Annotated in this window: 11 protein-coding genes; 7 read left to right on the top strand and 4 right to left on the bottom strand. The window is 33.5% G+C overall.

The annotated features are described in order from the left end of the window. Positions 1 to 155: 155 nt before the first annotated feature. From AC6CH4_RS24275 to AC6CH4_RS24265, 3 genes are all read left to right on the top strand, one after another. Positions 156 to 533: a hypothetical protein gene (locus AC6CH4_RS24275; protein WP_498107615.1), complete on the top strand. Its 378-nt coding sequence runs from the start codon at positions 156 to 158 to the stop codon at positions 531 to 533. A gap of 99 nt (positions 534 to 632) precedes the next feature. Continuing rightward, positions 633 to 2,792, top strand: coding sequence for a TonB-dependent receptor (locus AC6CH4_RS24270; protein WP_498107613.1), 2,160 nt, complete (start codon positions 633 to 635; stop codon positions 2,790 to 2,792). Positions 2,793 to 2,889: 97 nt separating this feature from the next. Next, complete coding sequence (locus AC6CH4_RS24265) at positions 2,890 to 4,485, top strand: PepSY domain-containing protein (protein WP_498107611.1); 1,596 nt, start codon at positions 2,890 to 2,892, stop codon at positions 4,483 to 4,485. Positions 4,486 to 4,575: 90 nt separating this feature from the next. Here AC6CH4_RS24265 and AC6CH4_RS24260 read toward each other — a convergent pair whose 3' ends face one another. The 4 genes from AC6CH4_RS24260 to cysC form a co-directional block, all read right to left on the bottom strand. After that, complete coding sequence (locus AC6CH4_RS24260; RefSeq protein ID WP_498107609.1) at positions 4,576 to 5,238, bottom strand: TrmH family RNA methyltransferase; 663 nt, start codon at positions 5,236 to 5,238, stop codon at positions 4,576 to 4,578. Positions 5,239 to 5,302: 64 nt separating this feature from the next. Next, positions 5,303 to 6,271, bottom strand: a complete 969-nt coding sequence (locus AC6CH4_RS24255; protein ID WP_498107607.1) for a sulfotransferase family protein — start codon at positions 6,269 to 6,271, stop codon at positions 5,303 to 5,305. Between the two features lie 9 nt (positions 6,272 to 6,280). Then, entirely contained in the window at positions 6,281 to 6,964 is a 684-nt protein-coding gene (locus AC6CH4_RS24250; RefSeq protein WP_498107605.1) for an aspartyl/asparaginyl beta-hydroxylase domain-containing protein, read from the bottom strand. Positions 6,965 to 6,986: 22 nt separating this feature from the next. Further along, positions 6,987 to 7,511 (bottom strand): adenylyl-sulfate kinase, encoded by a 525-nt coding sequence (gene cysC, locus AC6CH4_RS24245; protein WP_498107603.1) that lies wholly within the window; start codon positions 7,509 to 7,511, stop codon positions 6,987 to 6,989. Positions 7,512 to 7,687: 176 nt separating this feature from the next. On the opposite strand from cysC, the gene AC6CH4_RS24240 reads away from it, so the two are divergent. The 4 genes from AC6CH4_RS24240 to AC6CH4_RS24225 all read left to right on the top strand — a co-directional run bounded on the left by AC6CH4_RS24240 (position 7,688) and on the right by AC6CH4_RS24225 (position 13,005). Then, positions 7,688 to 8,389 carry an SIR2 family NAD-dependent protein deacylase gene (locus AC6CH4_RS24240; RefSeq protein WP_498107601.1) on the top strand — a complete coding sequence of 234 codons (702 nt, stop codon included), beginning with the start codon at positions 7,688 to 7,690 and terminating at the stop codon, positions 8,387 to 8,389. 62 nt (positions 8,390 to 8,451) lie between these two features. Continuing rightward, positions 8,452 to 9,078 carry a sterol desaturase family protein gene (locus AC6CH4_RS24235; RefSeq protein ID WP_498107599.1) on the top strand — a complete coding sequence of 209 codons (627 nt, stop codon included), beginning with the start codon at positions 8,452 to 8,454 and terminating at the stop codon, positions 9,076 to 9,078. A 91-nt stretch (positions 9,079 to 9,169) separates the two neighbouring features. Continuing rightward, positions 9,170 to 10,516 (top strand): adenylosuccinate lyase, encoded by a 1,347-nt coding sequence (gene purB, locus AC6CH4_RS24230; RefSeq protein WP_498107597.1) that lies wholly within the window; start codon positions 9,170 to 9,172, stop codon positions 10,514 to 10,516. Between the two features lie 251 nt (positions 10,517 to 10,767). Then, the gene (locus AC6CH4_RS24225) at positions 10,768 to 13,005 is read left to right on the top strand and encodes a cation:proton antiporter (protein WP_498107595.1); all 2,238 of its coding nucleotides are present in this window, start codon (positions 10,768 to 10,770) and stop codon (positions 13,003 to 13,005) included. Positions 13,006 to 13,018: the final 13 nt, after the last annotated feature.

The raw sequence follows: 13,018 nt of genomic DNA, 5'->3' as shown, positions 1-13,018 counted from the left end.
TGTCGGGTTTTGTCTTTTAAAATAGTTTTCAGTTTACAGTCTGTAGGCTGTGACTGAAAACTGAGACTATAAACTTTTTTTCGGAAAACTTAAAAATAAATTCTTTCTAAATCGAATAAACTGTATTTTTGCAACCGTAAACAACAAACAAAGTTTTGAAGCGAATTTTAATACTATTTCTTTCCTGCATGCTTTTGCTGCCTTCATTTGGCAGTTTCTTTGTTTATACCTCATTCAAATTAAATCAGGAAGAAATTTCAAAAACCATCTGTGTGCAACGAAAAATGGTTTTTAATTCTTGTAACGGTCGATGCGAACTTCAAAAAAGTTTGAAGAAATATGCTGACAATGAAAAAAGAATGCAAAACAATCTGAAAGAAAAAACAGAAGTAGTTTACATTCAAAATACAGCAACCGCTAATTATAAATTAGTAACTCCTATCAAATCTGCAGCAAAACTTTTTGCTTCTTTTGATGAGAAACCAATTTCGGTTTCAAACAGTACTTTCCACCCTCCATCCTATTTTATATAAATTTTAGCTACACTTTTCAATTTCAAAACTGAAAAGATTTTTTTCTTGGCTTTAAGTCAGGGAAAAAGACATGTTACTTTTTAATTTATATAATTTAAAATGAAAAAAATATACTTTACCCTACTAATCATAGGGCAATGTGTCTTTGCTCAAAATGAAGTGAAGCAAGACACTACAAAATCTCAAGAATTAGAAAACGTTTTTATAACTGCTAATCGTACTGCAACATTACGTAAAGAAACTCCTGTTGCTATCAGTAAAATAACAGCAAAAACGATCAACGAAACCAAAGCAACGGCAGTCTACGAAATCATTAATAAAACGCCTGGAGTATTAATGGTTAATTTAGGAAACGAACAGCATATGATGTCGATTCGTCAGCCCATGACCACCAATGCCTACTATTTATATTTGGAAGATGGCTTACCAATTCGCCCAATGGGAATCTTTAATCACAATGCTTTACTGGAAATCAATCAATATAATTTACAAAGTATAGAAGTGGTAAAAGGCCCTGTTTCTTCTTTATATGGGCCGGAAGCAGTTGGCGGAACTATTAATTTAATTTCAGTAAAACCGCCTGTTGATCCTGAATTTAAATTTGGCATTCAGGCCGATAATTATGGTTACCGAAGATTTCAGGCTGCCGGCGGGGCAACGATTGGAAAAGTTGGTTTTCATATTGCAGGAATTTCAAGCTTGCAGGAAAATGGCTGGATGACGTATTCTGATTACAACAAAGATAATTTGAACGCAAGAATCGATTATAACATCTCTCCTTCTACTCGACTGATCAGTAATACCATGTATGGAAAATATTATTCTGACATGAGCGGAAGTGTAAACGAAGATGCTTTTAATAACAGAACTTATAAAAGCACAACAGATTTTACTTATAGAAAATCGGATGCCTTACGAACCCGTTTAACATTAGAACATGATTGGAACAGTAATTCAAGTAGCTATATTACCGCTTATTTACGTGACAATAAATTAGGCCAAAATCCTTCTTACGGAATCAAATGGAGTCCAACCGTAAATCCGACAAAAGCAACGGGCGAAGTAAATTCAAATAATTTTAAAAGTTACGGAACGATTGGCCAACATACTCAAAAATTTGATTTCTTAAATACTAAAATTGTTGCCGGAGCATTATATGATTATTCTCCAGTTACGTATTGGTCATATGTGATTGATTTGAAAGCGAACTTAAATCCGGGAGAACCAGGCAAACAAACTGTAGATTCTTATGAAATTATTGCAGAACATCCAGATTCTAAATTAGCTGATTATACCGCTGATATTTTCAACACGGCTGGTTATGCACAAGTAAGTTTGAATCCGATAGCAAAATTAGTTGTTACTGTTGGCGGGCGTTATGACAATATGAAAGTCAATTATGATAATGCTTTAGATAATTCTACAGGAAGCAAAGTTTACGACAAAATGACTTTTAAAGCCGGTGCGAATTATAATCCATTTGAATTTGCCGGTTTTTACGGGAATTACTCTCAAGGGTTTGCACCTCCGGGAATTACTTCTATCTTCAGAACAAAACCAGGTACAGGCGGAACAACTGGTATTCCTACTGATTTCTATTATAATTTAGAACCTGCTACTTTCAATAATTACGAAGTTGGAGGATGGTTTTCTTTCCTTCAAAATAAATTAAATTTTGATTATGCTTTGTATTATATGGAAGGAAAAAATGAACTTTTAAACATCAAACTTGCTGATAATTCAACTGATTATCGTTCGGCTGGCGAGACACGTCATAAAGGAATTGAATTTGGAGCTACTTACAGACCATCAAAACAAATTAACTTTCGTCTTGGCGGAACTTACGCGCAACATACTTATATCGATTTCAAACTTTCAGACAAACCATCAGATCCGATTCAGAATTTAAACGGAAAAGAAATGCCTTCAGCACCAAAATGGTCCGGAAATTCGGAGTTAAGTTATTATCCAAACTGGCTTCCAAACCTAAGAACTTCAATTGAATGGCAATTGGTAGGAAGTTATTACCAGGATCAGATCAATACTGTAAAATATGATGGTTACAATATTTTCAATGCCCGAATTGGCTATCAATGGAAAGGTATTGAAGTGTACGGAAACGTACTTAATTTAACAGACAAATTATACGCTTATAACGTTTCGAGAGCTAATACGACAAATGCACAACCAACGTATACAGCAGCAGCGCCAAGAACTTTTGTTTTCGGAATTCAGTATAATTTTTCATTAAAAAAATAATATTTAGCCACAAATTAAAGGATTAACACAGATTGTAAAAATCATTCTAATCCTTTAATCTGTGGCAAAAAAATAGACAAATCATAATAACACGAATATGAGTAAAGAAATAAAAGAGAAAAAATCTAAAAAGAAAGATTCTAAGCTTGTCAGGAAAATCAAACAGCACATGTACAAATGGCATCGTACAATAGGCTTGATTACCATTATTCCTGTGATTTTTTGGACATTATCTGGTTTGATGCATCCGTTTATGGCGCATTTTTTCAAACCTGAAATTGCACATGATAAACTGGAACAGCAAATAATTGATAAAAATCAATTAAAGTTTTCTATTCAGGAAGTTTTACAGAAAAATGAACTAAAGCAATTCAAAAATTTCAGAATCGTTACCTTCAACAATAAAACCTATTATCAGCTTAAAACTATAATTGGCGAATTATGGTATTACGATACTGCAACAGCTCAGAAACTGGAAAATGGAGATCAAAAATATGCGGAATGGCTTTCCAGATATTTCTTAGACGATCAAAAAAGCGCAGTAAAAAAGAGCGAAGTTGTGACTGAATTTACCTCACAATACAAATATGTAAACCGTTATTTACCGGTTTACAAACTAAGTTTTGATCGCCATGATACTATGGAAGTTTATGTAGAAACTTCTTCCAGTAAACTGGCGACTTATAATCCAACTTCACGACAATGGTTTATTTGGTTTTTCGATACTTTTCATAATTGGTCATTTGTAGATGCAATTACAAACAATAGTATCCGAATCATTACAATGATTTTCTTATTATCGATTATTGGATTTTCTGCCTTGAGCGGAATCTTAATTTATGGTTTATTATGGAAACAATTCAAAAAAACGGATAGTTTACAACCCAAAAAAGGAATTCGAAAATACCATCGTCAAATCGGAATCTGGGTTTCACTTTTCACTTTGACATTTGCTTTTAGTGGTGCTTATCATGCCACTACAAAATGGGCTCCGTACACTTTATCGCAAATGGTTTACGAACCAACTTTTGAAACCAAAGAAATTCCTTTAGCCAGTAATACTTTGAATTTAGACTGGAGTCGTTTCCAAAACGCTAGTGTTATTACTTTAAACGACACGACATATTTCCGTTGTCAATTATTGGAAAAAGAAAAATTCAAAAAACCAAAAGCAGATTCTAATTCGAAATGGAACAAAAAAGACGATAAAAAATCGGAGGTAGTTTATATCAATGTAACAACGAATAAAGTTGTTCCGAATATTGATCTTGAATATGCCGAGTTTCTTGCTTACTATTTTACAGATGGAGCGTCAAAAGCCGCTTGCTGCGAAATGGTAGAAAGTTCAGACGAACCGGAAGCTTCATTAGAAAATGCAAAATTATTAGAATCTAAAGTTCTGACGGATTTTGAAAGCAGAGAATATGGCTTTGTAAATAAAAGATTGCCTGTTGTAAAATTGGCGTATGATACTCCTGAAAAAACAACTTATTTCATCGAAACGGCAACTTCCAGATTAGCCGCTAAAATTAAAAGTTCTGATATGGTTGAAGGTTATTCGTTTGCTATCCTCCACAAATTTTTATTTATGGATTGGGCAGGAAAAAACATTCGCGATCTAACTATGGTTTTGGCAGCCTTGACCATTTTGATTGTGAGTGTTTTAGGATTTGTTTTGTTTTTGAAGAAGTAAAACAAAGGTACTGAGGTTCTAAGTTGCTATCCCGAAGCTTCGGGACTAAGTTTTTTTCTTAGCAACTTAGTAACTTAGCCGCTTAGTATCTTATTTTGGATTTTCTTCGTAATATCGCGCTTCAATTCTCTTAATATCTTTAATAGAATTTCTAGCGCAGGCCAAACGTTTCTCCAAAATTTCCTCTTCTGACAATTGCCATTTAATATCTGAATTTCGTAATCTGTTGGTTAAGTTTTGAATGATGATTGCAGCGGAAACTGAAATATTCAAACTCTCTGTAAAACCAACCATTGGAATTTTAAGAAAACCATCTGCTTTTTGTAGAATTTCTTCTGATAATCCGTCTCTTTCTGTTCCGAAGAATAAAGCACTTGGTTTTGTAATATCGAAATCTTCCAACAAACAATCATTTTCATGTGGCGTTGTTGCAATAATTTGATAGCCTTGCTCTTTTAAAGTAGAAACACAAGTTGTAATGGAATCAAACTGATTGATATCAACCCATTTCTGAGCACCCATCGCGATTTCTTTATCGATTTTTTTTCCGTAACGCTGTTCGATAACATTCAATTCCTGAATTCCAAAAACTTCACAACTGCGCATTACGGCACTTGTGTTGTGCATTTGAAAAACGTCCTCAACCGCAATTGTAAAATGTTTGGTACGGTTTCCGAGTACATTTAAAAATCTTTCTTTACGATTGTCGGTTAATATATTTTCAAGAAATGCCAGGTATTCTAAATCAATCATTTTATTTGAGTTTGGCGCAAAAATACATTATAAATAAAACAGAAAGAAAAATTCATACGCATTTTCAACCCACTACATCTTCAAGAAGAGTATTATTCAGTTTTTCATGCAGCTGATTAACATTTGTAAAATCTATTTGCAAAGTTTCTTCGGTAAAAGAATCACCGCTAAAAATGGCACTTTGATCTTTAGAATGCTTTTTTAAACGTTCGTACATTTTATCAAGTTCGGCGACAGGAAAATCGGCATTAATAAAGGAAAGAAAATTTTCTATGACGCTCTGCATTCCTTCATTGTAATTAAGCTTGATAACATTTTGATCCGTTTGATAAAAATCCAGAAAGCCCTGAAAATATTTTTCTAAAACTAAAGCTCCATATTGCTGAAAACTAATTTCATGAATTTCTTTAGCTGTAATTCCAAAAATAGCAGGCGGTAATACATTAGGAATCATGTGCATTCCTGTCCGTTTTTGCTGTGATTTTAATACCTCATCCGGATTTCTGTAAAGCAATCCAAAAGGTATTTCAGGAAAAATCGATCTCAAATAACTGGCATTAAAGATATGCCAGGCATCTAATTTTATAATTAAATTCTTTTGTTCCGGAAATCGTTTTTGTCCCAATAATACAAGCGCCGATTTTAAAAGAATGCTTTTTTTATCTAAATCAAAATTATTGCTTCTTAAGATTTCATCAATAATAGGTGCTTCAGAAATCATAACATTTTCCGAAGAAGTTGCCAAAGACTGACTCAACATGGTAGAACCACAACGCGATACATGAAATATTAAGGATTTGAGTTCAACAGAAATTAATTGATTAGACCAATCAATTAGATTTTCTGCAGTTGTAATGACCTTAAATGGATTTGAGTTATAAGAATGTTTCCAGCATTTTGAAATTGTTTCTTCAAAAAAAGGGTCTGCATATTTTAAATCTCCCAGATAAATCCATTCGAAATAAACCTCGTTATCTTTTTCGATTAACTTATACGGAATCCAGTTTGAAAGAGGGTGATTTCTATTTTCCATTTTTCTATATTATTCTGCTAATAAATCAGCTATAATTTTAGCGTTAACTTCTGAAGGATTTCTTGAAAGTTCCGCTATAATCTGTTGTTTTACTTCATCTGAATATTGTCCTTTTTTATTGGAAAATTGTAAATCAAAACCCATTGTTGTAAATAATGTATCCGACCAGTCATTTCTTATACAATCAAGCGTAAGATGAATACGCGGTTCAACACTTTTGTTTTCTACACTATGCGGAAGCTGAAAATTGGCGTACCAGCTTTCTCCCATTTTCATTGGAATTCGTTTTTTATCAACATAAAAAAACACTTCAGAATTTGTTATAATGGGAATATGGATTCTAAAAAAACCATCCTCATACGAAGTATCATTGTCAACATGTTCTTTTATTTCACTTTGTGGACCCAATCTAAGTAATCGTACTGCTTCTTTTTCACATTGAAACCAGTCTATTATTTCCCTAAAATATGGGCAACTATCAAGCAGGGTTGTATTTTTATACGCTTTGTTTGCAAAAGAGGTAATATCGTCTGTTAAGCCGGATTGGGATCTTAAAGAAACGCTCGTCCAATTGCCCTCATATCGATTGGTATTAAAATGAGGAGTCCACAAATCAGTTTCGCATATAGCGAGTTCTTTTTGCAATTTATCTATCGAGAAAGAAATCGGAAGTTTACTGAAAGATGGATTCATATTTTAATGATTAGATTATAAGTTAAGATAAATTAGTTATAATAAAATCGTATAACTTATGAGTTGAAAAGGGAACTGTTTCAAAATCTGTTTTTAGTACTAAGTCTGCTCTTGAGGGAACCTCATATACATCACTTATTCCTGTGAAATTATTAATTTTATTGTGATCATGATCTGGTAATAATGCTTTTTTATACAATCCTTTCGGATCTCTTTTTATCAAATTATTGATAGAACAATCCAGAAATACAGTTCTGACAAATTCATAGGATCGCAATTCATTTCTCAGGTTTTCGTATGGATTTATTACTGACATCAAAACGATTGTGTCCTCACTTATAAAATTTCGTCCTAAATTAAAAAGACGTCTGACGTTCTCGCATCTGTCGTCCTTAGAAAACCCCAGATCTTTACAAATCGTTTTTCTGTAGACATCGCCATCAATTATTTCAACTTTGTACCCTTTTTCAATTAACAAATGCCGAACATTTTCTGCTAATGTCGTTTTACCCGAACCTGACAATCCTGTAAACTGAATTAAAATCATCGAAAATGGGCTTTGTTTTTATTCACATTAAAGCTAAATAATTTAAAAGAGTGGTACAATAAGTAGAAATACGCTTTTATCAGCATTCCAAATACTAAAAGAAATTGTGTTATAAACTCCATTTTTTCGAAGAATTAGATAGGTAAATTACTATTTTTATCTTTTAATTAAATAAGATGAAAAAGAAATTAGTTGTTTTAACCGGAGCGGGAATCAGTGCTGAAAGTGGTATCAAAACGTTTCGTGACAGCGATGGTTTATGGGAAGGACATGATGTAATGGAAGTGGCAAGTCCGGAAGGCTGGCGCAAAAACCAGGAATTGGTTTTAGATTTTTACAACAAAAGACGTCAACAGCTTAAAGAAGTAGAACCAAATTTGGGTCACAAAATTTTAGCCGAATTAGAACAGGATTTTGATGTTCATATTATTACACAAAATGTGGATGATTTGCACGAACGTGCCGGAAGTACAAAGGTTTTGCATTTGCATGGTGAATTATTAAAAGTACGAAGCGTTCAAAATAGAAATCTTATTCTCGATTGGAACGATGATTTATATACTGGGGATTTAGACCAAAACGGATATCAATTGCGGCCACATATTGTCTGGTTTGGCGAAGATGTTCCAGCGCTTGAAGAAGCAATCGAAATTACGGAAACTGCCGATTATTTTGCCGTCATTGGAACGTCATTGCAAGTATATCCTGCGGCAGGACTGATTTCATATACTTACAGCATTACACCGGTTTTTTATATTGATCCAAAGCCAATTGCGATTCCGAATATTCAAAATAAAGTTGAAATTATTGCTAAAATTGCTTCAGAAGGAGTTGCAATTATGAGAGAAAAATTATTTGAAAAGGAGAAAACAATATGATATTTCAAAGCTGGTTACAGCTCTTATGTCAATTCAATTTACTGAGTTTATTTATTTTCTTTTTGATAGAAAATTTAGTTCTGATAATTCTGTCTGTTATTTTAGCAAAAATAATTGAATATGATAATACGAAACTGAACAAAACAGATCGAAAATGGGTAATTGCAACTTTAATCTGCAATACATTTATAACACTATTAGGATTTGAATTATATCGTTTTGGTATTATCAAAATAGATTTTTCTCCTTCATTACTTTCAATTGTAGCAGATACTTTTTTGTTGATTATAGTAATGGATTTTTTTATGTTTTGTTTCCATTTTCTGGCGCATTACTTAAAATGGTTTTCTCCCATTCACAAACTTCATCACACACATATCGAAACGAGTGTATATAGCTTATATGTATTACATCCTGTAGAAACTTTAGGATTTGGAATTATCTGGTTGTTTTCGATTACGGTTTTGAACTTCAACTATCTTAGCATTATTATTTATCTAATTTTAAATCTTTTATATGGAATATTTGGACATTTAAAAACCAACATATTTCCCGATTTCTGGTATAAAAATTTTGCTACAAAATGGATCTCAACAACTAAATTTCATTCTGATCATCATAAACATCAATCTCATAATTATGGTTTTTATTTTACCATTTGGGACAAAATCTTTAAAACTATTTTCTAAATCATACGATTAAGGCATAATATATCTCTTGTAACTTTCAGAAGTTTTAACAATGACTTATATTTGCACCTTTCGAACAAACAACATAACAATGACTACTTTAAACGAATTGAATGCTATATCACCAATTGACGGAAGATATAGAAGCAAAACCCTTTCATTAGCACCTTTTTTCTCTGAAGAAGCTTTAATCAAATACCGTGTATTGGTTGAAATCGAGTACTTTATTGCTTTATGCGAAGTACCATTGCCACAACTTTCAGGCGTAAACCCAAATTTATTTGACAGTTTAAGAGATATTTACAAAAAATTCTCAACTGAAGACGCGCTTTGGATTAAAGAAACGGAAAAAGTAACCAATCACGACGTAAAAGCGGTGGAATACTTTATCAAAGATGCTTTTGAAAAACTAGGTTTATCTCAATATAAAGAGTTCATTCACTTCGGATTAACATCTCAGGATATTAACAATACCGCTATTCCGCTTTCTACAAAAGAAGCTTTTGAACAGGTTTATATGCCATCTTTAATTACTTTAATTTCTAAATTAAAAGAATTAAGCATAGAATGGAAAGACATTCCAATGTTGGCGCGTACGCACGGACAACCAGCTTCTCCTACTCGTTTGGGTAAAGAAATCCTTGTTTTTGTAGAGCGTTTAGAAGAGCAAATGCGTTTGTTATTCAACATTCCGTTTGCAGCTAAATTTGGTGGTGCAACTGGAAATTATAATGCACATCATGTAGCTTATCCACAAATCGACTGGAAACAATTCGGAAATAAATTTGTAGAAACAGATCTTGGTTTACACCACTCTTTTCCGACTACTCAAATTGAACACTACGATCATTTTGCCGCATTTTTTGATGCTTTAAAAAGGATCAACAACATCATTATTGATTTAGATCGTGATATTTGGACGTATGTTTCGATGGAATACTTCAAACAAAAGATAAAAGCGGGTGAAATTGGTTCATCAGCTATGCCACATAAAGTTAACCCAATTGATTTTGAAAATTCTGAAGGAAATTTAGGAATTGCCAATGCTATTTTTGAGCATTTAGCAGCTAAATTACCAGTTTCCAGATTACAACGTGATTTAACTGACAGTACTGTTTTACGTAATATTGGAGTTCCAATCGGACACACCATTATTGCCTTTGAAGCCACATTGAAAGGTTTAAACAAATTGTTATTAAACGAGTCAAAATTTGCTGAAGATTTAGAGAAAAACTGGGCAGTTGTTGCAGAAGCTATTCAAACGATTTTACGTCGTGAGGCTTATCCAAATCCATACGAAGCTTTGAAAGGTTTGACAAGAACAAATGAAGCTATTGACAAAAAAGCAATTCATAATTTTATTGCGACTTTAGAAGTGTCTGATGCTATTAAGGAAGAATTAATGCAGATAACACCTGCAAATTTCACAGGAATTTAAAGAAAACCTAAAATATTTTACTAAAAAAAGCTATCTTTAACGATAGCTTTTTTTATTCCCTATAAACCCGATTGGGAACTAGCCCAGATTACAATGGAAAGCCTTTTGTAAAAAAAACTATATTTTTTTGTAGATACAGAGCGCTCCCGACGCTTCGGGAGAAACTCCTGTAACTACTTTAAAAATATGTTTTTTGAATAAAAGCTTAAAATGGAAAGCTGGATTAGCTCCTGAACAAAAAATACCACTTTATGATTTCCTTATACGCTGCTGCAGAAACTACACACCATTTGAGACCTTTAATTAGTGACTTGGGATTGATCCTGATCACTGCCGGAATTGCTGTATTACTTTTTAAAAAAATGAAACAGCCTTTGGTTTTAGGGTATTTGATTGCTGGGTTTTTAGCAGGAAATCATTTTGATTTTTTTCCCTCTATCACCGAAATGAAAAGTGTGGAAGTTTGGGCCGAAATTGGTGTCATCATTTTATTGTTTAGTTTGGGACTCGAATTTAGCTTTAAGAAATTAATGAAAGTTGGCGGTACGGCTTCTATTACCGCTATTACCCAAATTATCACCATGGTCATTATTGGTTATCTGGTCGGGCAATGGATGGGATGGGCTTCTATGGATAGTATTTTTCTTGGTGTTATTTTATCGATCTCCTCTACTACTATTATTTTAAAAACCTTTGATGAATTGGGCGTTAAGGCGCAAAAGTTTGCCGGAATTGTTATCGGATCACTTATTGTTCAGGATATTGTGGCCATTTTAATGATGGTTTTACTTTCGACTATTGCAGTAAGTCAGCAATTCTCAGGAAGCGAGCTGATGATGTCGGTATTAAAATTGGTTTTCTTTTTAACCGTTTGGTTTTTAGGCGGAATCTTTTTTATCCCTACCCTTCTTAAAAAAACAAAGCATTTGTTAACAGATGAAATGCTATTAATTGTTTCATTAGCCTTATGTTTAATGATGGTTAGTTTTGCTGCCAATGTTGGATTTTCACCTGCTTTAGGCGCTTTTATAATGGGTTCTATTATTGCAGAAACTACCCAGGCGGAACATATTGAACATTTAATTAAACCTGTAAAAGATTTATTCGGGGCGATATTCTTTGTATCTGTGGGAATGTTAATTGACCCTAAAATGCTTTATACACATGCGCTTCCGGTTGCTATTTTAACACTTGTTACCATTATTGGTCAATCTGTAAGTTCCACCATTGGAGCTCTGCTCGCCGGACAGCCTCTGAAACAATCTGTACAAACGGGAATGAGTTTGTCTCAAATTGGAGAGTTCTCATTTATCATTGCCACCTTAGGAATGACATTGAATGTTACTAGTTCGTTTTTATATCCGGTTGTGGTAGCGGTTTCTGCCATAACAACGTTTACAACTCCCTTTATGGTGAAATATGCAGTTCCTTTTTCAAATTTTCTGGAACGTAAATTACCACGAAAATGGGTCAAAAACATTAACCGTTATAGTGTCAATGCGCAAGCTATAAAATCAGTTAGTATTTGGCAAAAAGTGCTAAATGCTTACATTATACAAATCGTTTTACACACGGCTATAATTGCAGCCGTCATTCTATTATCATCCAAATTTGTAGCACCTTTAGTGGCAGACACCCGATTTGGAAATACATTGGCAGCCCTTATCACATTAATTATTATTGCTCCTTTTCTATGGGCTCTCTCACTGCGACGCATTGCTGACGAAGAAGTAGAATTACTTTGGGAAGAACGTAAATACCGTGGCGCGCTGTTGATGATGATTTTGATCAGAATGAGTTTAGGATTATTTTTCATTGGATTCTTACTGAATATTTTCTTCTCACCATTAGTTGCTTTTGTTGCCTTGATAATTGCGATTGCGGTATACCAAATATTCCCTAAAAAACTAAATGAACAATATCATCGAATTGAAAGCCACTTCTTAAAAAACCTCAACGATCGTGAAAATAAAAAAATAGACAGACGTTACGCCAACCTGATGCCATGGGACGGTCACATGTCGTTTTTTGATATTGGCAAAGAATCCAATTTGGCTGGAAAAACGCTGGAAGAATTGCGCATTCGTGAGCAAATGGGAATTAATATTGCCTATATAAAACGAGGTGATGTCATGATTTCTATTCCGACTAAAAATGAACGTTTATTTCCTGGTGATGAAGTGTGTGTAATTGGTACGGATGCACAAGTTACTGAATTTACTAAATATTTAAATCAAAACGAGGTTGAAGCGCCTGCATCCGTTGAGGAATCTCAAATTGTATTACGTCAATTGGAAGTTTCACAAGAAGAATTTATTGATAAAAGTATTGGTCAGTTTAGAGGAAAAACGGGTGGAATGGTTGTTGGAATTGAAAGAAACGGAAACCGAATCTTAAATCCGGAATCCAATATCGTATTAGGAAAAAATGATATTATCTGGGTTGTAGGAGATAAAAAAAGAATGAGTGAGTTGATGAAGAGAACTTAGGAAAAAGGTTCTA

The organism is Flavobacterium sp. GQ95 (genome assembly GCF_059758655.1).
The sequence above is the reverse complement of the archived record's forward strand: the minus strand, read 5'-3'. Positions and strand labels throughout refer to the sequence as shown.